Genomic DNA, 22,728 nt, shown 5'->3' with positions numbered 1-22,728 from the left:
GCCTCTTTGATTAATGATTTGTAAGTATTTGAAATTGAATACTTAATCAAGTATATTTTTGTTTTAATTTTGACATATCCTCCATGATGTTTATATCCAGTACCTTAGCATAATGCTGAGTCTGTTTAATGTTAGTATGCCCCATCATTGCCGAAACATTCTCTATTCTTACCCCATTTCCTAAAGTCACCGTTGTCGCAAATGTATGTCTTGCTACATACCAAGTGAGGTGTTTATCGATACCGCACAAATCAGCAATCTCCTTAAGATAAGCATTCATTTTTTGATTTGATAACTTTGGGATCAACCCAATTTGCATATTTCTGTATTTGTTAATAATTGCCAAAGTGGGAGGGAGAATGGGAACATTTGCTCTAATTGTTGTTTTTGCTCTATTGGTCATGATCCAGAGATTATCCTTTCCATCAGAAGATATATTATTGGAGGTAAGATTGGCAGCATCTACAGGAGCATAGCCTGTGTAACAGCTAAATAAAAATACATCTTTAACTTTTTCCAGACGTTGTGCTGAAAATTTTTTGCTTTCAATTAAGTTTAATTCTTCCTGTGTAAGAAATACAGCGTCGGTTACATGCAGTTTACCATCGTATAGATTAAATGGATCTTTTTCTATTATTCCCATTCTGATACTGTATTTACAGGCTGTTTTGTACATTCGCATATACTTTACTACCGAATTATTTTTAATGCCTGTTTTGCCTTTAAAACGGCTGTCATATTTAAGAAATGATTCAAGGTTGTAAACATAAGCACTGTTTACTTCAAACAGAGGAATATCTTGTATTCCATACTGTTTTGTCATAAAAGTGATGAGCAAATCTTTTGCACGCTCATATTTCTGGTAGGATGCTTTCGATCGTTCTCCTGCATTGACCTTTTTTTTAAAGAACTCATTGTGCTTATTCATAATTTCGATTAAGCTTACACAATTTTCTTTTACGACTGTCTCTCCTTTAAATTCATCTTTGAGTAATTGTAAAGAAAAATCCTGATCGATTTTAAGAAGTTCATTGAATTTCTTTTCCATACCAATAAGAAAAAGATCCAAGGCATTCTTGATTACTTTTTCTTTTTCAAGCTTGAGAACACTTCTTAAGTTGTCAGTAAACTGCCATCTCTCTTTTAAGATCGATTTACCCGACGCCATAGTTATGGATTGTTTCTTGTACGAAATACGGGCATAAATTGGAGATTCTCCACTTTTGTTGAATTTACCTGCTTTGAGATAAAAAATTACTTTTAACATAACTCACAATTTTAAATTAATAATCAAATTGATTTAAAATCGCTGAAAGTTTGTAGTGTTTTCTGGGAATTCCCGGGCAATTCACTTTTTTTAGTGACCCTTTTTTTGCAAAAAAACTGCAAAAAAAATAGGGTTACTCATAGGGTCACCGTACTTTGATAATATATGTGTTTTTTGAGTAGTTACAAAAAACAAAAAACCCTTTAAATACTTGTATTTAAAGGGTTTTGACTTTTAAAGTTTTTTTTGAAACTTCTACTGGCGGAGAAAGAGGGATTCGAACCCCCGGACCTGTTACAGTCAACAGTTTTCAAGACTGCCGCATTCGACCGCTCTGCCATTTCTCCAGTATGTCGCTCTCATTATCTGATTGCGAGTGCAAATATAGTACGCTTTTCCGATTATAAAAACTTTTTTAGCGGTTTTTTTAAGTTATTTTTCAAGTGTCTAATTATCAGTATTTCCGAAAGTCATGTTTTTGGAAAATTTACTCTAAGTCGTCTAAAATTGGCACTGGTTTTTTGTTTTCATCCACTGCAACAAACGAAAAAGTTCCTGAAACTACCGTTTCGCGAAGTTCTGAATACATTTGTTCCATAAAAATATCAACGTGAATTTTACAACTTGTTCTTCCAACGCTGACAACATTTGCTACTAATTCGATTAAAGTACCAGCTGGAATTGCTTTTTTAAAATCAATTTGACCAGTTGAAATCGTTACAACTTTCTTTCGACTGAATCGCGTAGCACAAATAAAAGCAACTTCGTCCATTAGATGAAGCGCCGTACCGCCAAACAAAGTGTCGTAATGATTCGTTGTAATAGGAAAAACCGCTTTAAAAATATGAGTTTCCGATTTTGAAATTCTTTCTTCTAATGTTCCCATAGATTAATACGTTACGTATTCAGTAATTTCAAGACCATATCCAATCATTCCAACGCGTTTTGTTTGTTCTGTATTAGAAACTAATCTAATTTTTGAAATATCAATATCGTGGAGTATTTGAGCGCCAATTCCGTAATCTTTACTGTCAATAATTACTTTTGGAGCTTTCAAAGTTCCTTGTGCTTGTAATACCTTAAGTTCAGAAATTCTGTTTAGTAAGTTTACAGCTGTCATATCTTGGTTAATAAAGATAACAGCACCTTTACCGTTTTCATTAATAACTTTAAACATATCATCTAATTGCTGTTCAGCATTATTAGTTAGTGTGCCTAATAAGTCGTTATTTACTTGCGAAGAGTGAATTCTTGTTAAGATTGGCTCACCAAGATTCCATGTTCCTTTAGTTAAGGCAATATGAATTTGTTTATTGGTAGTTTGTTCGTAAGCTCTTAATCTGAAAGTCCCAAAACGAGTTTCGATATCAAAATCTTCTTTTTTAACGATCAAGCTGTCGTGCTGCATTCGGTAAGCAACTAAGTCTTCAATTGATACCAATTTTAAATTGAATTTTTTAGCTACTTTAAAAAGTTCTGGTAAACGAGACATTGTTCCATCTTCGTTTAAAATTTCACAAATTACACCAGCAGGTTTAAAACCAGCTAGTCTTGCAAAATCAATAGCAGCTTCTGTATGGCCAGTTCTTCTTAAAACACCTCCTTGTTTGGCTATTAAAGGAAAAATATGACCAGGACGTGCTAAATCATGAGGTTTTGTATTTGGATCAACTAATGCTAGAACAGTTTTAGATCTATCTGCTGCCGAAATTCCTGTTGTTACTCCATTGCCTTTTAAATCAACAGAAACAGTAAAAGCAGTTTCCATATGATCTGTATTGTTTGTAACCATTGCGCGTAAATCAAGTTCCTTACAACGGCTTTCTGTAAGTGGTGTACAGATTAATCCGCGTCCGTGAGTAGCCATGAAATTGATCATTTCTGGTGTTACTTTCTCGGCTGCAGCCAAAAAATCACCTTCATTTTCGCGATCCTCATCGTCGACTACAATGATTACTTTACCTTGACGAATGTCTTCTATGGCTTCTTCAATGGTATTCAGTTGAATTTTTGTTGACATAATTATTGTTTATTTTGAGTCGGTGAAAACCGCTCAGCAATTTTTTGAAATAGTTGTGAAATAGGAGTGGTTATCGCATCAAAATTAATTAATCCGTTGTCGTTTGTAGCACGATAAGTAAGTAATACAGCTAATGGGAGTAATATAAATGAAGACATCCATGATCCCATAAATGGAGACATTCCGCCTTCTTGCGATAATCTTTTTCCAAACGTATTGATGAAATGAAAAGAGATGAAAATTAAAACTGCAAAAACAATTGGTAGTCCAAGTCCTCCTTTTCGGATAATAGCTCCTAATGGGGCTCCAATGAAAAACATTAAAAAACAAGCAAAAGCAATTACGAATTTTTCGTACAATGCTGTTAAGTGTTTGTTGATTTCGCGCTGTTTGTCTTTTAGATCTTTTTGAGTCGATTCAATTGAGTAAATGTTACTGGAAACATTACTGCTGGCCATTTTTAGAATGTCAGACTTTTGTTTGTTTGTATATAAAGACAAAAGGTCGTTTGGTAAAGCTTTTTTCTTTTTAGCCTTATCTACATTGATTGGAGCTATTGATTTTCTAATACCAACACGCTGATTGATATTTTCAGAGAACGAAATAATTTCGGTGTCTAGATTTTTGCTTAATGAGTCTAAAGTATAGCGCAGTTCATTTACATTAAGCATTGCATTTGTTCCGGCAATACTTTCTTTACTGTCATCAACTTTATTTAATTCTGATAAATCAATGTTAATGATATGTTTTTTAAAAGCAGCTTTTATAAATGGAAGCTTGGCACGATCCTCGTATTTTTTTGGAGTAACATCTTGATAATAGTAACCATTATTCAAAACCAGTTTTAAAATACTAGAATTTTCATTACTGATTAATTCTCCATCTTTGGCTTTGATAACAGTTTTGTTTTCTCCAACGTTATTTGATTTTTCATGAATTGTAACGCCGGTTAGTATATTTCCGTTTTCTCCAGATTTTTTATTTACTTTAATATTGTAAGTTCCAACATCGTTAAATTGTCCTTCGGCAATTGCCATTGCAGGTTTTGCTTGAGCGATATTTTTTCGGAAATTAACAAATTTATATTCAGCATAAGGAATAACGTTGTTGGCAAACCAAAAGGCTACAATGCTCAGAACGAATATAAAAACAACGAGAACTCTCATGGCTCTTTGAAGCGATATTCCAGATGATTTCATCGCTGCAAATTCATAGTTTTCGGCCAAATTTCCGAAACTCATAATCGAAGCTAATAAAACTGATAAAGGTAAAACCAGCGGAATAATACGCGGCATTGAGAAAAGCAGGAATTTAATAACTAATACAAAGTCAAGATCCTTACCTGCAAGTTCTGCAATAAAAAGCCATACGGTTTGTAATATAAATATAAAAAAAAGGATTACGAATACCGTAGTAAACGTAATCAGAAATGTTTTTAGTAAGTATTTGTCTAAAATTTTCAACCTTGTAATTAATCTAATTTATTGATGTAGTATTTCGGGTATTTACTCGCTACAAAGGTAAATTGATTTTTTGATAAAGGCTGATTGGTTTTAAAAGAATTAACGGTCAAAGTAGTTTTTGTTCCGTTTTTTCCAGTTTCAATTAAATTGTATATGTGTTTTGTCTGAACATCAATGCCTAAAAGAATCTCTTTTCTTTGGTCTTTTGCATTTGTAGGAGCTAGTTTTATGTATTGGATTTTTCTCCCTTTAACATTTTGTACAATATCCATATTGTATTTGTAGCCAGAATTGAAAAAAGTCAACATTTTTGAAGGTGTAATAGCGTTGTCGTCTTTTTCGTTTATTTTAGAGATGGTAACTTCTTCATCTTCAGGATTAATTGTGTATGTTTTTTGTCCGTCGAATATTTTAGTTACGCCCATAAAATTCAATACATATTGATTTCCTTTCATGGTTACATTTCCTTTACTGTCTTGATTAATGTTTTCCTTTGCGTTATTCAAAGAATATTTAAAATCGATTACAATATTGTTGTAGCTTTTTATTTTTGAAGTTACTTCGTTCAATAAATCTTTGGTTTTTTTATCCTGAGCTTGAATAGAAGTGAAGCTCAAAAGCAATAAGATTGCCATTTGAAAACACTTTTTACTCATGTTAGTGATAGAATTGTTCTTGATTTCCTGAATTTTTGTTCTCATGATTGGATTAATTTTGTTCATTGTTAAAAAATTGATCAAGAGCACTAAGATCAGAGATGTTCACGCTTCTCGCTTTACTGCCTTCAAAAGGGCCAACAATTCCAGCTGCTTCCAGCTGATCGATCAAACGACCGGCTCTGTTGTATCCTAATTTTAATTTTCGTTGCAGTAATGAAGCAGAACCTTGCTGCGCATTGACAATAATCTCTGCGGCTTCTCTAAATAAGGTGTCTCTTTCGGAAATATCCATATCAAGATTAATGCCAGTTTCCTCTCCAACAAACTCTGGAAGTAAATAAGCTGTTGAATATGCTTTTTGTGAACCAATAAAATCAGTTATTTTTTCAACTTCTGGAGTGTCAATAAAGGCGCATTGAACACGAATTACATCATTCCCGTTTGAGTATAATAAATCTCCACGTCCAATTAATTGATCAGCACCTTGCGTATCTAAGATAGTTCTAGAGTCAATTTTTGATGTTACTCTAAAAGCAATTCTCGCAGGGAAATTGGCTTTAATTAAACCTGTAATTACGTTTACAGACGGTCTTTGTGTTGCGATAATTAAGTGAATACCAATGGCACGCGCTAATTGTGCAAGACGAGCAATTGGAATTTCAACTTCTTTTCCTGCAGTCATAATTAAATCGGCGAACTCATCAACAACCAAAACAATGTAAGGCAGAAAACGATGTCCAGCTTCTGGATTTAATTTTCTTGATTTGAATTTTTCGTTGTATTCTTTGATGTTACGAACCATTGCGTCTTTCAATAAAGAATAGCGATTGTCCATTTCAACACAAAGAGAATTTAAAGTATTTACAACTTTTGCATTATCTGTAATAATAGCATCTTCCGTATCTGGAAGTTTTGCTAAATAGTGTCTTTCAATTTTGTTGAAAAGCGTAAGCTCTACTTTTTTTGGATCAACCAACACAAATTTTACTTCGGCAGGATGTTTTTTGTATAAAAGCGAGGTTAAAACAGCATTTAATCCAACAGATTTCCCTTGTCCTGTAGCACCTGCCATTAATAAGTGAGGCATTTTGGCTAAATCGACAACAAAAGTTTCGTTCGAAATGGTTTTTCCTAAAGCGATCGGCAATTCCATTTCAGCTTCTTGAAATTTGGCTGAACCAATTACGCTTTTCATAGAAACCATCGTTGGATTCTTGTTAGGAACCTCGATACCAATTGTTCCTTTTCCTGGAATTGGAGCGATAATACGAATTCCTAATGCAGATAATGATAAAGCAATATCGTCTTCTAAACTTTTAATTTTTGAAATTCTGATTCCGGCTTCCGGAACAATTTCATATAAAGTTACCGATGGACCAACGGTTGCTTTAATCTGTGCAATTTCAATTTTGTAGTTACGAAGTGTGTCTACAATCTTGTTTTTATTTTCTTCTAATTCTTCTTGATTAATAGTGATTCCGCCAGTCGAATATTCTTTTAATAAATCGATGGTTGGGAATTTGTAATTTGATAAATCTAAAGTTGGGTCAAATAAACCAAAATCAGCAACCAATCTTGAAGCTAGATTTTCTTCAATAATATCTTCTTCCTCAGCTTTTTCAATGACAAATTCTTCAGTATGAACTGGAGCAGTTACAGTTACGGGATTAATATCCATCTGAACTGGTTTTACAACTGGATTTAAATCAATTTCTGATGAATGTGAAATTGTTGGTTTTAAGGCTTCTTTGTTGATTTCGAATTTAGAATCGTCTGTCTTTAGATGAATATTATCCAATTCAGGATCTTCTTCGATCGCAAATTCTTCTAGATTATAGGCGCTTTCTGGTTGTGGTACAGGTTTTATAGCATTTAATTCAGTTTTGAACTCCTTTTTGGTAGAGTCAAAGTAAGATTGAATTTTTTCTGGCGAAAGTTTAATTTTAAAAATTAAATAAACGATCAATCCAAAAAGCAATGTTAATAAAGTTCCTGTTTTACCAATATAATCCTGAAGGAAAAGGTTTAATTCATAACCAATTGTTCCACCAAGTTCTGGTGCCGAAGTTGCGAAAAAACCAAATAGAATTGAAATGATTATAATAGCAAATAGATCCCAAAACCAAGTGTTTTTTAGTTTTTTAGTAGAAAGTTCTAATGCTAAAAACAAACCGGTTAGGAAAAATAAGCGTACAAAAATAAAAGAGGCGATTCCGAAACCTCTATAAACAATTAAGTCAGCAAGAAATGCTCCGAATTTTCCGAGCCAGTTTTCTACAACTTCGCCGCGATCTCCAAGCTGGCTGACCGCACTTTGATCTGCTTGCCATTGTCCGTTAACATAAAAAGAAATAAATGCAACTAATAGTGCAATTGAAAAGAGAACCAAAAGACAGCCTGCAACAAATTTTTGTTGTTTGGAAAATTTCCATGACCTTATTGTCTCAGTTTTTGATTCGTTTTTTTTGTCTACAGTTTCCTTTTTGGTTGTTTTTGCCATTCTTGCTTTCCTTGCCTATGTAAATTTTGGAATATAAATAATCAATCCTATTGCTATTGCTGTCATTGCGGCAAAAAACACTGCGCCTGCAGCAATATCTTTAATAAAACCGATTCGTTTGCTGTAATCAGGATGAATAAAATCGGCAATTTTTTCAACAGCCGTATTCAATCCTTCAACACTTAAAACTAAACCAATGGCTAAGGTTTGACAAAGCCATTCGGTTTGTGAAATATGAAAATAGAAACCAGCAATAGTCATTATAATTCCCAATGAGAATTGAACCATAATGCTGTGTTCTGTTTTTATAAGTTTTACAGCTCCGTTAAAAGCATATGTCATACTTTTTAATCGGCCGGTAACAAAGGTATTATCTTTTTGAAACTCCATTTATAGGAAAATATTATAGTGCAGCAAGAGCTGCTTCGTAATTTGGTTCATTTGCAATTTCTGCAACTTGCTCTGTATGTGTAATTGTTCCGTCAGCATCTACAACAATAATTGCTCTTGAATGTAAACCAGCTAAAGGTCCGTCAACGATTTCTAAACCGTTTGCTTTACCAAAACTTCCGTCTTTAAAATCAGATAAATTAACAACATTTTCTAAACCTTCTGCACCACAAAAACGTTTTTGAGCGAAAGGTAAATCTCTAGAAATACATAAAACTTTTGTGTTTTCTAAATCGCTTGCACTTTGATTAAATTTTCTAACAGATGCTGCGCAAGTTCCAGTGTCAACACTTGGAAAAATGTTTAAAACTAATTTCTTACCAGCGAAATCACTTAATGAAGCAACTGATAAATCGTTTTGAACTAATTTGAAGTCAGCAAGTTTAGAACCAACTGCTGGTAACTCTCCTGATGTATGAACTGGATTACCTCCTAATGTTATTGAAGCCATGATTTTTGTTTAAAATTAATGAGGCTCAAAAGTAAGGATTAATATTTGAATCTAAAAGTATTTGTTTTGGGTTTAAGGAGAGATTAAGGATGGTTTTTGGATAGCGACGAATTCACGAATTTGTTTCATAATTTTAGGTTTATTACGCTTGTCAGGCTGAGCGGAGTCGAAGCCCGCGTAAGTAGCTCCACCATTTAAATTGCTCATCTTTTTCGATTTGCTTTGTGTAGGCTTCGACTCCGCTCAGCCTGACAAAGGTTTTGCGAAAACTGTGACTGAACAGTAAACACTGTAAAATAAAAAAAAGCGTCTCTTATTCAGAAACGCTTTCTCGGTCATGTTTTTTTGTTTTTTCTCTGAAAAAGAGGTCGATTTATTTGTCAATCGAGCCCAAAACGCGTTTCATGAATGCGTTTAAAGCTTCTTTTTTATCAGTTCCTTGCGAAACCATTTTGTGCACTTCAAGAGCGCCATACATATTTGAAATCAATTCGCCAATTACGTCTAATTCTTCATCTTTTAAAGAAGGGATTTCGGTCATAGCTTCTAGAACTTCGATAGTCTCAATGATATAATCCTGATCGTTTTCTTCGATAAATTGCGTTAACTGCTTTATTACTGGTAATTTCATATTTTTTTGTTTAAGCGTTAAATCGTTTATTTGTTTAATCGATTAAACGAATAAACAAATAACCAATTAAACAATTGCGTTTACAAGATCGATTAAAACTTCTTGTTTGTTGGTTTGAGTTTCTCCAACTAATTGTCCGTTTACAAAAGTTGCAAATGTTGGCAAGTTGCTAACGTTAGCAAGCTTTCTTGATTCAGGAGAATTTTCTGCATCAACCAAAACAAAAGTGATAGCTTCATTTTCTGTGGCTAATTTTTTGAATTTTGGTTTCATAATACGGCAGTTTCCACACCATGATGCTGAATATTGTACTACTACTTTTTCGTTTTTAGCAACTAAATCTGCTAACGTATCTTCGTTTAAGTCGATTAACATAGTTATATTTTTTAAGGTGCTAAGTCGCTGAGGTACTAAGGTTCTAAGTTTTTTTAGCCCTTAGTCCATAAAATGACTTAACGTTAAAATTATTTTTTTTGAGATCTAAAGCCATCGAGGTTCTAAGATTCTAAGTGTTAATCTTAGAACCTGATAACTATATTGTAGAATTGTATTTAAGATTTGGAAGTTCAGTAAAAAAAACTTAGCGTCTCAGTACCTTAGAACCTCAGAACCTTAAAAAGAATTAGTTTGCGCTTAAGTATTCAGCTGTACTTAGTCTGTCTGCAGACATTGCTTCTTTACCAGCTTCCCAGTTTGCAGGACAAACTTCACCTTTAGTTTGGATGTGAGTATAAGCATCAACCATTCTTAAGTATTCGTTTACGTTACGTCCTAATGGCATATCGTTTACACTTTCGTGGAAGATTTTTCCAGTTTCGTCAATTAAGTAAGTAGCTCTGAATGTTACATTTGAACCTTCGATAATAACTGAATCAGTTTCTTCACTGTATTCTGTAGAATCAATATCAAGAATACCTAAAATGTTAGCTAAGTTACGGTTTGTATCCGCTAAGATTGGGTAAGTAACACCTTCGATTCCACCATTGTTTTTTGGAGTATTTAACCAAGCAAAGTGAACTTCGTTAGTATCGCAAGAAGCACCAATTACGATAGTATTTCTTTTTTCGAATTCTGGTAATGCAGCTTGAAAGGCGTGTAATTCAGTTGGACATACAAAAGTAAAATCTTTTGGGTACCAAAATAAAAGTACTTTTTTATTGTTGTTTACTGCTTCTTCAAAAATGTTGATTTTTAAATTGTCACCCATTTCTGAGATAGCATCTACTGCAATACTTGGGAATTTTTTTCCTACTAAAGACATAATATTCGTTTTACGTTAAAAATTTATTTGATGCAAAAGTAGGGCATAACTACAGGTTCTTACAATAAGATGTGATTATAAAAATTTATAAGTTAATAAGTTTTGACTATGTTTAATTGTAAATTATTGAATATCAATATTTACAGGAAGAGTCCCGCTGGTGATAAAATTTTCTAAAAATTGAATTCCTGCCGTTTTTTGAAATTCTTCAAAATCTTGATACGCCTGAAATAATCCTGAAGCCTTTTTTAGATTCGGAATTATAGGTAAAACGTATGGATTTCCAAAAACATAAAGGATGCATTTTTTGGTTTCAAGCAAATCAGAAAGCAATTCTAAAACTTCATTGTCGATTTCGAAATTATTCATTGGTTTTGCTTTTGGAACAAATAATGAAATAATAATGGTTTCGAAATTTTCTAATTGTTTTTTAATTGTTGTAATATCTGAAGCTTCCAGATTTTCAAAGTCAAATTCTGGTGAAGGCAATTTTGCGTCTAAGGTTTTGAAGAAGCTGTTTTCGTTGTTTTTATATAAACTTAGTTTGGCTAGTTTATTGTCTTTTTGAGCATCAAAAGCTAATTCTGTGCTTGAATTGTCGATGATTTTTGTAATCACATTTTGGGCAATTTCTAGATTTAGAGCTGCTGTTTTTTCGAGGTTTAATTCGCCCAAAGCAGCTGTGCTTCCAGAAAGAATTCCCGCTTTTTCTTTGGCTTTCATAATTCTATTAAAGCTTTCTTCGATACGTTCTGGCGAAGCATTTTTTAAGATTTCTTCGATTCCTTCAGGTACATTTTCTGCAAAACATAAAACATCGTTTCCAGCATTAAATGCTTCCCATTCTAAATGTCCTTTAGTTTCATATAGTTTCGAAACGCTGTGCATATTTAAAGCGTCAGAAATAACCAAACCATCATAACCTAATTTATCACGCAAAAGATCTTGAATAACAGCTTTTGATAAAGTTGCCGATGTGTCTTTTCCGTCGTTCAAACTGGGAACAGCCAAATGTCCAATCATAATCGAATCGACATTATTTTCGATTCCTTTAATGAAAGGGTACAATTCGTTCTCCATTAATTCTTCCAGTGTTTCCTTTAAAACAGGTAATCCTAAATGGGAATCAACATTAGTATTTCCGTGTCCAGGAAAGTGTTTCAGACAGCCTAAAACGCCAACTTCAGACATTCCGTTTAAATATTCAATCGAAAAATCGGCTACTTTTTCTTTGTTTTCACCAAAAGAACGATATCCAATAACCGGATTATTTGGGTTATTATTGATGTCTGCCAAAGGCGACAAATTGTATTGAATTCCGGCTGCTTTTAAGTCTAAACCAATTTGTTTTCCAACTTCGTAAACTAACTTAGATTTGTTTGCTGGCAAAGCACCAAGTGTAATTGCATACGGATATTGTGGTGTTTTTTCGATACGCATTGCCAATCCCCATTCAGCATCAATACTGATTAAGAGCGGAGTAGAAGCTGCTTTTTGATAACGAGCAATCAGCGCCTTGATTTTTTCGTAACTGTCATCGTTAAAAACAACTTTTTTCTTGCTTTCGTAGTTTGTTGCAGCGCTGGCACGACTATGGAAAAACGTTAATCCGCCAATGTTGTGTTCTTTTATTAAATGTTCCGTTTCCTGAATATTTTCTTCGGTATCGTTGATAAAAACGGCAGGAAAAAAGAACTGCCCGATTTTTTGTTTTAATGCTTCGGTTGTGATTTTCATTTTTATAAAGTCTTTTTCATACATACACTATTATCAACCTTTTCGTAAGGCGGATAATTTGGAATGATGGTATAGTTTAATTTCTGATATAGATTTATGGCTTCTGGCTGGTTTTTGCCTGTCTCCAGAATAGTGTGTTTGTATTTTACTTCGGCTGCCCAAATTTCTAATTCGGCCAATATTTTTGAGGCTATTCCTTTTTTTCGATAGTCAGGATGAACATACATTCGTTTAATTTCGACCGTATCTGATTCTTTTTCTCTAAATGCGCCGCATCCAACAGCTTTATCATTTTCATAAAAAACGACAACGTGTTTTATTTTATCGGTTTTATTAAACTGATTGTAAAATGCATGATCATCACCATCTCTAATGGCTAAATCCTGATCTAATAAAACGACCAGATTTTTAAAATCGATATCGTCAGAATTTGTTCGTTTTATGGTAATCATGATCTAAAATATTTTTATCAGTATCGCTTAATTTTTAACACATAGAAACATAGAATTTACATCTCGGAAAAGGCGTTTCACTTTATTTAAAATACATCTCGACACTTCGCGACTATGTGTTGAGAAATGAGTTTCTCTTTTTTATTCTTTTTGCACAAAAAAATCTATGTTTCTATGTGTTAAAAAAAAATACTTTATTTCAGTTTTGCCTTTTTTTGTTTGGCTAATTGTTTTTTGTTTTCAATTGCTTTTTCCAGTCGGTTTTTAAAACGGAAAAGCTTTGGCAGCCCTTCAATTCTGTCTTCGATTGTAATTTCTTCGTAAATAATAATAGCTTTTTCTAAAACCCGAATTTCATTGTCTAGATCGAGCTGATTTTTGTAAATAGCGGCAAGTCGATCATAAGAGTGATTTCCTTTAAAACCTTCTTTTATGTTTTCTTCGTATAACGCAATTGCTTTTTCAATTTCTACGGCTTTTTCAAATTCAATTGCTTTCAGGTTTCTTTCGGCCTGCTTAGTTTCATTGATTTCCATGGGCGTTATAAGGTATAGCGGTTATTCTATTTTTTTACCAAAATCTTTTGGGAAATCTAAAAATCTAGAAAGTATCAAACCTGGAATTGTAGCTAATAATACCCAGATAAAGAAATTCTCGTAACCTAGATATTTTTGTATAAAACCGCTTAACATTCCTGGAAGCATCATTCCTAAAGCCATAAAACCAGTTGCAAGAGCGTAATGTGCTGTTTTCGATTCTCCTTCGGCAACATGTATTAAATACATCATAAAACCTGTAAAGCCAAATCCATATCCAAACTGCTCAAGAACAACTGTTACACAGGTATAGAGATTTAGAGGAGAGTTAATTTCGAAAAAATACAGATTTAAATGCAGATGAAAGATTTCTTCAGGTTGAAAATGAGCTAACCCAATAAAGCCGATAATAGGTAAATGCATGGCAAGAAACATAGGAAGCATCCATTTTGTAAGTCCATGTTTAGAGATTGCAATTCCGCCTAAAATACCTCCAACGGTTAAAGCGAAAATCCCCAAAGTTCCATAGATTATTCCAACTGCTTCCGTATCTAATCCCATTCCGCCTAATTCTTTTCCGTCAAGTAAAAATGGACTTAACATTTTTAGAAGCTGCGATTCTCCAAGTCTGAAAACAAGTATAAAAGCCAGAATTAAACCAATTTGCTTTTTTTGAAAGAAGCTGATAAATACAGTTGCAAAGCTTTGGTGCTGCTGTGTTTTTTTATCATTTGCAGATGCGTTTATTTCATTTTTTGGCGTGAAGATAAAGTTGTAAGCAGTTATGAATGTCATTAATAAACCAACAGCAATCATGGTATAGGACCAAGCTTTGGTATTATCACCATATTTATGTTCCAGATAACCTGCAAAAAGCACGATTAATCCATTTCCCGCTAACATTGAAAGTCTGTAAAATGTACTTCTGATTCCGAGGAAAAAAGATTGCTGTTCTTTTGGTAAAACCAATAAATAAAAGCCATCGCTGGCAATATCATTTGAAGCTGATGCAAAAGCAGCAACCCAAAAAATAGCCAAAGTCATTATAAAGAAACCATTGAGCGGAATTGTAAATCCTACGAGTAAAAATGCAATTGAAATTAATAACTGCATCGATAAAAACCATTTTCTTTTGGTTCCGGTTAAATCAATAAAAGGACTCCATAAAGGTTTAATTACCCACGGTAGATATAGTAAACTGGTGTAAACACCAATGTCTTCATTTGAAATTCCTAAGTTTTTGTACATAATTACCGAAACGGAGATAATTACGGCGTACGGTAATCCTGAGGCAAAGTTGAGAAGCGGGATCCAAAACCAAGGAGTATGATTATCTGTTTTCATTAGGTTGGGCAGGTAAATAGATTTTAAAATTCTTTTTTAAGTCTGCGGCAGCTGGTGTACTTTCATTGGCAAAATAGTCAATAAATGTAACTGCGCAGGCTTTGTATTGTCTGATTTTTTCAGCAGGGATTGAAAATGAGATAACACCATCTTTTTCAATCGCTCTTACTTTGTCGATTATTTTTGTTGCATCGTTAATATCGACTTTTGAAATATGATCGCCGCCATAAATTACAATATAGCGCACATTTGTATTCAGTGGATTTTTTAAACTGAATGAATATTTTGTACTGTCTTTTACAAATTCAGTTACTACAGGCGTATCAATAATAATGTGTTTTAAATTGGGAACGGCTGCAGGAATTGCAGGATATTTATATTGATTTTCTTCTAAAATTCTTGCGACATCAAAGTTTTTATTCATAAACCATTTCGAACTGAAATAAGCGCTGCCCGAAACATTTTTGAAGCTTCTTGCAAAGTCAACCTGCGTTGGAATTTCATTGGCAAAATTCCAGCTTTTATCACCATCACCTCTAATTTTATACGAAGCGTGTCCAATATAAATAGCTGTATTATTGGAGTTTTCTGACCACCATTTCACCAATTTTGAGTACGAAGCTCTCGGATTGTTCATACTCCAATATAATTGAGGTAAAATATAATCGATCCACTTTTGATCCATCCATAACAACGGATCAGCATATAAATCGTCATAGTTTGAAGTAGATTGTGTTTCAGAACCTTTAGGATCTTGTGCTTTATTTCGCCAAACGCCAAACGGACTAATTCCGAATTGAACCCACGGTTTACTTGCTTTTATTGTAGTAGAAATGGTGTGTACAAAGTTGCTCACATTTGCACGACGCCAGTCAGAACGGCTTAAGCCTGAGCCATATTTTTTGAAGGAAGCATTGTCATTAAAAACTTTTCCAGGAATTGTATACGGGTAAAAGTAATCATCAAAATGAATGGCATCAATATCATATTTATCAACTACTTCCTTAACTACTTTAGTTAAATGTTCCTGAACTTCAGGTAAAGCTGGGTCATAATACCATTTTCCGCCATATTCAATCATCCATTCCGGATGTTTAAAAAGATCATGATTTGGACTTAGTTGCTGCTTATTTAAATCGAAAGTTGCACGATATGGATTCAGCCATGCGTGAAATTCAAAGCCTCTGTTATGTGCTTCTTCAATCATCCATGCCAATGTATCATAATATGGGTTTGGTGCCTGACCTTCTTTTCCTGTCAAAAATCTTGACCAAGGTGCTAGTTCTGATGGATAAATAGCATCACCTACACTTCTAATTTGAACAATTACAGCATTATAATTTAGCTTTTTATAGGTGTTTAGAATTTCTAAATAATCAGCTTTTTCTTTTTCAACATTATCAATTGATGTTTTTGGCCAGTCGATGTTTACCACGGTGGCGATCCAAACACCTCTAAATTCATTTTTAGGATGCATTACTTTTTCTTGTGAAAAGGATTTCCATCCGAAGAAAAATAAAAATAGTACAGAGAACAGTAAGTGCTGGTTTTTATGCATTTCAATCTTTTTTAACAGAAACCAAAAATAGTTTTTTTAATGGATTATAATAAATAATTCAGAAATTATAATTTGAACGTTATTTATGCGGATTTCTTACAATTGGTTTTTGTTTTTTACGACAGTTTTACCGATTTTCAATTTTTGGCAATTACTGTTTGATATTACTAGTTTTTTGATAATAAATTAAATGTATTTAGAAGATAAAAATCGAGGCGTAACTAAACGCCTCGATTTTAATAGATCTTATATTGCAGGATCTGGAGGTGTATTAGTATTGTTGTTTCTTTCAGAATCTGGATAAGGATACCAATTACGGTTTCTTTCTGCACCAGCAGTTCCAGCACCTGGACGATCAAATCTTCTGCTGTCTTCTAGTTTTAAACTCGACATATACATTTCGATACAGCGATTTCTGTAAATCTCAGTCAAAATAGCAGGTTTTGTAAGTGCTCCAGCGTACGGTGCTAGATTTGCTCCAATTCCGTAAGTATCAGCGGCAGCTGTTTTAGTCAAAACTTTGTTCAATTCTATAACGGCTTGTGGCAGATTATCTTTTCTAGCATACGCTTCTGCAGTGATCAGCGTCATTTCACCTGGTAAATAAACAGGAATCGGCTTAAGATTAGTATCAAAAAATCCAGTTGCAACTGTAGGGTTTGAACCTGGTTTAATGTAGAAATTCAATCTTCCGTCAGAACTTGAAGGAGCTAGGGAAGCAGGCAGACCTAATGTTAAATCAACAGGCTGAAATACGTTGTTTGTCGTTATAGAGATATAAGCAATTGGATTTGGACTAATTTGATCGAAAGCAAATACAGATTTAACCGAAAGGTCAACTTTGGCTGCATATGCGATTGCATTATCATAATCTCCAGCCATTAAATAAGTTCTGGCTAAAAGAGCATATACCGTATTTTTGTAATTAACAGTACTTACTAAGCCGGTAACTCCAGTTGCTTTATCTAAAAATGGTTCTGTCGCTTTTAGTATTTTAATCGCTTCAGCTAAAACGTCGGCTCTACTATCAAAAGTGGCATTTTTTCCTGTTTTTAGAGGAACACTTTGAAAGTACTGAACCATTGTAGTTATAGCCATTGCTTTAAAAATAGTAGCATGAACAAGAACGCTTGCTTTTTCAGTTTCGGCAGTTAAAACATCGACATGATCAATAACTTTTTGCGATTCAGATTTAATCACAAGACATTGTGACCATAGATTATTTACTACATTATTTTTAGTAGAAAGTACTTCGCCGCCCACAGAAAGTTCACCTTCGTCAACATTTCCTGCATTTAGCAATCGAAGTTCTTTTGTTGTAAATCCGTTTCCAGTAATAGTATTGTAAACAGGACTTGTTCTGTCAATAGTCCAAAGTTGCTGTAATCCGTTTGCAGCACCAATAATACCTTCTCTAGAGCCAAAAACTAAATCCTGAGAGGGCTTTGTTGGGTCTAGATACTCTTCGTTGCAGCTGATAAAAAGTAATGCAAAGGCTGCTATAGGGATGAATATTTTTTTCATAATATTTTTGTTTGATTAAAATTGAACTTTTACTGCCAATGAATATGAACTAGGAATTGGCACTGTTCCAAAATTGTATTTCGCCACCGAAGATTGTCCTCCAGAATTTGTCTCTGGATCGAAACTCGTAAAATTATCCCATGAAATTAGGTTTCTTCCGCTTGCCGTAATTACTAAATCATCAAAGAAATTATTTAATTTTCCAAAAGAATAATTTAAAGATACTTCTCTTAATTTTAAGTAGCTTCCGTCAACTACTCTAAATTCTTCGATGTTGTAAACAGACCAAATGTACCCGCGAGGTAATTCTCCGCTAAGTTCTTTAGCAACTAGAGTTCCAGAACCTACACCTTGTCTTGTTCTATAATCTGCATCAAAAACATTTACGCCTTGTACGCCGTCAAATAATACTGATAAACCGAATTTTTTGTAATTCAGATTTGTTCCAAAAGAAATAATGTAATCTGGATTTGGGTTTCCAATTTGTTTGTTCAAAATTGTTCCTGTAGGTTGTCCAGAAGCATCTCTTTGCGGAACTCCAGTGTTTACATCTCCTTTTTCAGTTTGAGGATAACCGGTTGGAGTAAGCAATAAGCTTCCGTCTGCATTTCTTGCAAAGTACGTACCGTAGAAAATACCAATTGGTTTATCCATTTCAACAAAAACTGGCGCTCCAGCTAAATTGCTGTCTAGTTTAAAACGCTGTTGTGGTAATCCCGTTACTTTATTTCGGTTGCTGCTGTAGTTTACAAAAAGATCAAGATGCAGGTTTTCTTTTTTAATAAGGTCGTATTTAAGGTTTACCTCAAAACCTTTATTGTTCATTTGACCAATGTTTTTAATTGTGTTTGTAGCTCCTTCAGAAGCTGCTAATTGAACTGGTAATAACAAATCATCAATATCAGCATTGTAATAACTGAATGATAAATTCAAACGATCTTTTATAAAACCAAAATCACCACCTATTTCATAAGTAACACTTTGTTCTGGTTTTAAGTCTAAATTTCCTTGTTTGAAGCCTTCAATAGTAAAAGTACTATTTCCTAAAAGTGTTCCTGTAGAGTAATTTGTAAAACGAGCATAAGGTTTAATAGCGGTTAAACTTCCTGATTTTCCCCATGAACCTCTAAGTCTCGCAGAACTTACAACATCATGAATACCTTCCATGAATTTTTCATCAGAAAGTACATAACTTAAACTTGCTTTTGGATAAAACTGAGATCTATTGTCTTTAGAAAATATAGTCGAAGCGTCTTGTCTTCCTGCCAAAGTAATGTATAATTTGTCTTTATAACCAATAGTTTCCTGAAGATAAAAACCCCATAAATTGTATTTTGACTGGCTTGAACTTGGTGAACCTGGAATTAAAGTATTGAAAGCATTTATAGTTTCAATAAATGGTTTTAAGTTACGTCCTTCAACAGCTGCAAAATTATCACGATACGTTTGTACGTTGTAACCACCGTAAGTTGTAGCTTTCCATTTGTCGTTTATATTCCAAAGATATCTTAAGTTCAAGTCATTATTAAATTGAACCACTCTGTTAGTCGCTTCAGAAACGTAACCATCATTATAATAAGCAGGATTAACTACATATGGATATCTCGGAATAAATACATTTCCTCTTTGATTATAATTGTCAACACCAAAAATCATATCAGCATTGAAATTTTTAAAAGGAACATAATTTAATTGTAAGTCCGAAATAATACGATCCGTATTTTGTTTGATTTTGAACGTTTCTATAATAGAAAGCGGATTAACTCTATTAGGATCAACCGCTAATAAGTTTCCATTAGCATCTCTTTTATTAATGTCGTAAGTATTATTAGTAATATTTATAGAGTTAATTGGACTCCAGAAAACGTTTCCATCAGGTTTTTCATTTGAGGCAGAATTAATATAGTTCAAACCTACAGTTGCAGACAATTTTGAATTGAAATCATGTTTCAATCTTACTTTTGCACCCGCTCTTTTAAAATCGGTATTTTTTACAATTCCTTCGTTTACTAAATAACCAAGCGATGCAAAGTATTTTGTTTTTTCATCTCCGCCTTGTAATGAGAAATAAGTATCTGTTCCAACACCAGTTGTAAAAATGTCATCTTGGTAATCATAACGTTGTACATCTATCGTTCTAGTTTCAAGATCTCTTCCTAATACATTTACAGTAGTTGGGCTTTTAGGATTCCCCTGAATAGGGAACAAAGCAGGTGAAGCATTTACAAACTGTTTGTTAGACGTATTCAAGTCTAGTTTTTTGCGGATTTGGTTAGAAGTTACACTAGTCGAAAAAGTATATCTTGTTTCGCCTGCAACACCTTTTTTAGTTGTGATTAAAACCACACCATTAGCCGCTCTCGATCCGTAAATAGCTGCGGCAGCTCCACCGTTCAATACTTCAATACTTTGTATATCATTAGGATTAATATCAGATGATCTGTTTTGACCAATCTGCATATTAGAGTTTCCAGTCGTTACATTTAAGTTCGTTACGTTTGTTGTTGCATTGTTTAAAACAACTCCGTCAATAACATACAAAGGGTCCGAAGAACCTAAAATAGACGATGTTCCTCTAAGTTTAATGCTGAAACCTCCTGCAGGATCACCCGAGTTTTGAGAAACCTGCGCTCCAGCAATTTTACCTTGTAAAGCAGTCGAAAGTCCGCCTGGCTGAGCTTTTATTAAGTCTTCTCCCTTTAAACTAGTAACGGCGTTTCCTAACTCTTTTCGAGTAGCGCGTACAGTAGATCCAAGTACAACGACTTCAGAAAGAGTGTTGGTTTCTTCGGCCATTCTTAGATTAATTACATTAGTGCTGTTAGAAATTTTGACCTTTTTAGCACCAAAGCCAACAAAACTAAAAACTAATGTTTCATTTTCATTTACGGAAATGCTGAATTTTCCGTCTAAATCGGTTACAGTGCTTTTAGAAGTTCCTTCGATCAAGACAGAAACCCCTGGCAGCGAAAGCCCGTCAGATTCACTTTTAATTGTACCACTTACGGTTTTTGTCTGAGCAAATATGGGCTGCGCAAACAAAATGGTTCCAAATAAAATAAATAATAGTTTTTTCATATTAAAGTATTTGATTAGTTATAGAATCTAAATTTAGAAAATTTTTTTAATAAATGCGATTTTTTGCATCTTATTTAATTTATTATATACAAAATGCATAATAATGCATTTTATTTTTTTGTTTAAACGTTATTTCTGATTTGTAAGCGTCTTTGATAAAATATCACCCTTAAATCGTGCACAATAATGCAATATATTTTATATTTGTAAAAAAAATCAGATGCTTAAAAGAGAAAGACATCAATTTATCATGGATAAATTTAAGAATGTCGAAAAAATCAATACTATTGATCTCGCTTTAGAATTAAATATCTCTGAAGATACAATACGCAGAGATTTTAATGAATTGCATAATAAAGGCTTGATTAATAAAGTTTACGGAGGCGCTTTTCTAGTAAAAGATAAGCCGGGCAATGTATTTGATATTGCTATCATTAATGAAGATAAAAAAAACATAGTAGGACAAAAAGCCTTGTCGTTTTTAGTTGACGGACAAGTAATTATAATGACTGGAGGAACTACCAACTTATCTTTTTGTAAACTTATTCCAAAAGATTTATCCGCTACTATATATACGTATAGTCTGCCCATAGCCATGCAGTTGTCACAGCATCCTAATATAGAACTGATTTTTATTGGAGGGAAATTGCAAAAAAATGCAATGGTAACCGTAGGAATCGATGTTGTGCAAGTATTGTCAAAAATTAAAGCCGACGTTTGTTTTTTGGGCGTAAGCAGTCTAGACGTAAATCAAGGACTGACCGAAATGGGCTATGAAGTTTCGATTATTAAAAAAGAAATGATTAAAGCTTCTGCTAAAGTTATCGTTTTGGCAACTTCAGACAAGATCAATGGCAAAATGCCCCATAAAGTCTGCGATCTAAATCAAATAGATGCTATTGTAACGGAATTAAGTCCTAATAGTTCTAAAATTAAAAATTTTGCCGATGCCGGCGCCCATTTATTTTAAAGAGTTACATGCTTTTTAAAAATCTTAAACCGTTGCAGTTGATTATACAAAAATTGATTTTCTATACCGCCACACGAAAGAATTCGCGCAGGAGCCTCGGAACTAGTTATCTACTTTTATATTACAAATAATCTTTGATAACTATTCTGCAGCTCCTACACCTCCATATCTAGTATCTTTATATAATTCTTTAAAATCAGATATGTTGTAATAATTATTTTTCTTAAATTCTTCTTCAAATTTGTCCTCATTTAGTCTTGGAAAAAAAACAAAAAGATCAGATGAATCGAAATTTTGAGAAAGTTTAGTTGAATAATAGCAATATAATGCCTGAATTCTAATTTCTTGATTAGAGTTATTCTCATCAATTTTCGGAAAATGTTCCCTCAAAAAAGCAAGATATTTTTCTTTCGCTTTTGCATCAGATTGCTTCATAATTTCAAAAATTTCTTTATGAAAAATATATTTACCATCGCAAGTTTTTGTAAATATTAATTTATCAAATTCATCATCATTTAGATTTCTATCTACAACCCATTTCAACAAATCAGAATCTGCAACATAACCAAAAGTTTTTACTAGTGATTCTAAAAAATCTTGATCATTAAATTTTAGCCAAGCTAAACTAGCTTTATTATTATTGAATAAATACTTATTTCTATTAACTAGTATGTCAATATTTTTTTTGCGTTGTTTAGCTAAATCTGGAATATCTTTCCATTTAGTTAAATATATTTTTTCAGTACCTCCATCTTTAATTATTTCTGTAGGAAACTCATCTTCTTTAACAGCAATTTCTTTATATTCTTTTTGATAATCTACAATTT

General features: G+C 33.3%; 20 protein-coding genes and 1 tRNA gene. 1 reads left to right on the top strand and 20 read right to left on the bottom strand.

All coding sequences use genetic code 11. The features are described 5' to 3' along the window. Positions 1-46 precede the first annotated feature (46 nt). From B0A81_RS03875 to B0A81_RS03785, 19 genes are all read right to left on the bottom strand, one after another. Entirely contained in the window at positions 47-1,267 is a 1,221-nt protein-coding gene (locus B0A81_RS03875) for a site-specific integrase (protein ID WP_089056794.1), read from the bottom strand. Positions 1,268-1,526: 259 nt separating this feature from the next. Continuing rightward, positions 1,527-1,614: transfer RNA gene (locus B0A81_RS03870), tRNA-Ser, on the bottom strand. Positions 1,615-1,754: 140 nt separating this feature from the next. Beyond that, a complete protein-coding gene (locus B0A81_RS03865; protein ID WP_089056793.1) occupies positions 1,755-2,153 on the bottom strand; it encodes an acyl-CoA thioesterase in 399 nt (132 codons plus the stop codon). 3 nt (positions 2,154-2,156) lie between these two features. Next, positions 2,157-3,287: a 3,4-dihydroxy-2-butanone-4-phosphate synthase gene (gene ribB / locus B0A81_RS03860; RefSeq protein WP_165768031.1), complete on the bottom strand. Its 1,131-nt coding sequence runs from the start codon at positions 3,285-3,287 to the stop codon at positions 2,157-2,159. Between the two features lie 2 nt (positions 3,288-3,289). Continuing rightward, positions 3,290-4,750 (bottom strand): LptF/LptG family permease, encoded by a 1,461-nt coding sequence (locus B0A81_RS03855; RefSeq protein ID WP_089056791.1) that lies wholly within the window; start codon positions 4,748-4,750, stop codon positions 3,290-3,292. A gap of 8 nt (positions 4,751-4,758) precedes the next feature. Then, entirely contained in the window at positions 4,759-5,451 is a 693-nt protein-coding gene (locus tag B0A81_RS03850; RefSeq protein WP_123922154.1) for a LolA family protein, read from the bottom strand. Positions 5,452-5,458: 7 nt separating this feature from the next. Continuing rightward, positions 5,459-7,909, bottom strand: coding sequence for a DNA translocase FtsK (locus B0A81_RS03845; protein WP_089056790.1), 2,451 nt, complete (start codon positions 7,907-7,909; stop codon positions 5,459-5,461). Positions 7,910-7,924: 15 nt separating this feature from the next. Next, positions 7,925-8,299, bottom strand: a complete 375-nt coding sequence (locus B0A81_RS03840; RefSeq protein ID WP_089054575.1) for a diacylglycerol kinase — start codon at positions 8,297-8,299, stop codon at positions 7,925-7,927. Positions 8,300-8,312: 13 nt separating this feature from the next. Next, positions 8,313-8,810 carry a thiol peroxidase gene (tpx, locus tag B0A81_RS03835; RefSeq protein WP_089056789.1) on the bottom strand — a complete coding sequence of 166 codons (498 nt, stop codon included), beginning with the start codon at positions 8,808-8,810 and terminating at the stop codon, positions 8,313-8,315. Positions 8,811-9,183: 373 nt separating this feature from the next. Further along, entirely contained in the window at positions 9,184-9,441 is a 258-nt protein-coding gene (locus B0A81_RS03830; protein ID WP_042566605.1) for a DUF6952 family protein, read from the bottom strand. A gap of 66 nt (positions 9,442-9,507) precedes the next feature. Beyond that, positions 9,508-9,816 carry a thioredoxin family protein gene (locus tag B0A81_RS03825; protein WP_008462030.1) on the bottom strand — a complete coding sequence of 103 codons (309 nt, stop codon included), beginning with the start codon at positions 9,814-9,816 and terminating at the stop codon, positions 9,508-9,510. A gap of 247 nt (positions 9,817-10,063) precedes the next feature. Beyond that, complete coding sequence (locus B0A81_RS03820; RefSeq protein WP_089056788.1) at positions 10,064-10,702, bottom strand: peroxiredoxin; 639 nt, start codon at positions 10,700-10,702, stop codon at positions 10,064-10,066. 123 nt (positions 10,703-10,825) lie between these two features. Beyond that, complete coding sequence (locus B0A81_RS03815; RefSeq protein WP_089056904.1) at positions 10,826-12,439, bottom strand: glycoside hydrolase family 3 protein; 1,614 nt, start codon at positions 12,437-12,439, stop codon at positions 10,826-10,828. A gap of 2 nt (positions 12,440-12,441) precedes the next feature. Then, positions 12,442-12,891 (bottom strand): GNAT family N-acetyltransferase, encoded by a 450-nt coding sequence (locus B0A81_RS03810; protein ID WP_089056787.1) that lies wholly within the window; start codon positions 12,889-12,891, stop codon positions 12,442-12,444. A gap of 194 nt (positions 12,892-13,085) precedes the next feature. Beyond that, positions 13,086-13,427, bottom strand: a complete 342-nt coding sequence (locus B0A81_RS03805) for a hypothetical protein (RefSeq protein ID WP_089056786.1) — start codon at positions 13,425-13,427, stop codon at positions 13,086-13,088. A 21-nt stretch (positions 13,428-13,448) separates the two neighbouring features. After that, positions 13,449-14,771, bottom strand: a complete 1,323-nt coding sequence (locus B0A81_RS03800; RefSeq protein ID WP_089056785.1) for an MFS transporter — start codon at positions 14,769-14,771, stop codon at positions 13,449-13,451. Next, on the bottom strand, positions 14,758-16,329 hold the full coding sequence (locus B0A81_RS03795; RefSeq protein WP_089056784.1) for a glycoside hydrolase family 10 protein: 1,572 nt from the start codon (positions 16,327-16,329) through the stop codon (positions 14,758-14,760). Before B0A81_RS03795 ends, B0A81_RS03800 begins: the two co-directional genes overlap by 14 nt. A 246-nt stretch (positions 16,330-16,575) precedes the next feature. After that, entirely contained in the window at positions 16,576-17,853 is a 1,278-nt protein-coding gene (locus tag B0A81_RS03790) for a RagB/SusD family nutrient uptake outer membrane protein (RefSeq protein ID WP_089056783.1), read from the bottom strand. Between the two features lie 15 nt (positions 17,854-17,868). Then, positions 17,869-20,931 carry a SusC/RagA family TonB-linked outer membrane protein gene (locus B0A81_RS03785; RefSeq protein WP_089056782.1) on the bottom strand — a complete coding sequence of 1,021 codons (3,063 nt, stop codon included), beginning with the start codon at positions 20,929-20,931 and terminating at the stop codon, positions 17,869-17,871. 220 nt (positions 20,932-21,151) lie between these two features. On the opposite strand from B0A81_RS03785, the gene B0A81_RS03780 reads away from it, so the two are divergent. Then, the gene (locus B0A81_RS03780; protein ID WP_089056781.1) at positions 21,152-21,901 is read left to right on the top strand and encodes a DeoR/GlpR family DNA-binding transcription regulator; all 750 of its coding nucleotides are present in this window, start codon (positions 21,152-21,154) and stop codon (positions 21,899-21,901) included. Positions 21,902-22,042: 141 nt separating this feature from the next. Here the strand turns inward: B0A81_RS03780 and B0A81_RS21595 are convergent. Next, positions 22,043-22,728: hypothetical protein (locus B0A81_RS21595; protein WP_165768030.1), on the bottom strand; the 686-nt coding region annotated here is incomplete at its 5' end.

Origin of the sequence: Flavobacterium plurextorum, assembly GCF_002217395.1 — a bacterium.
Classification (GTDB): domain Bacteria; phylum Bacteroidota; class Bacteroidia; order Flavobacteriales; family Flavobacteriaceae; genus Flavobacterium; species Flavobacterium plurextorum.
Note: the sequence above shows the minus strand (reverse complement) of the source record. Positions and strands in the feature narration are given on the sequence as shown.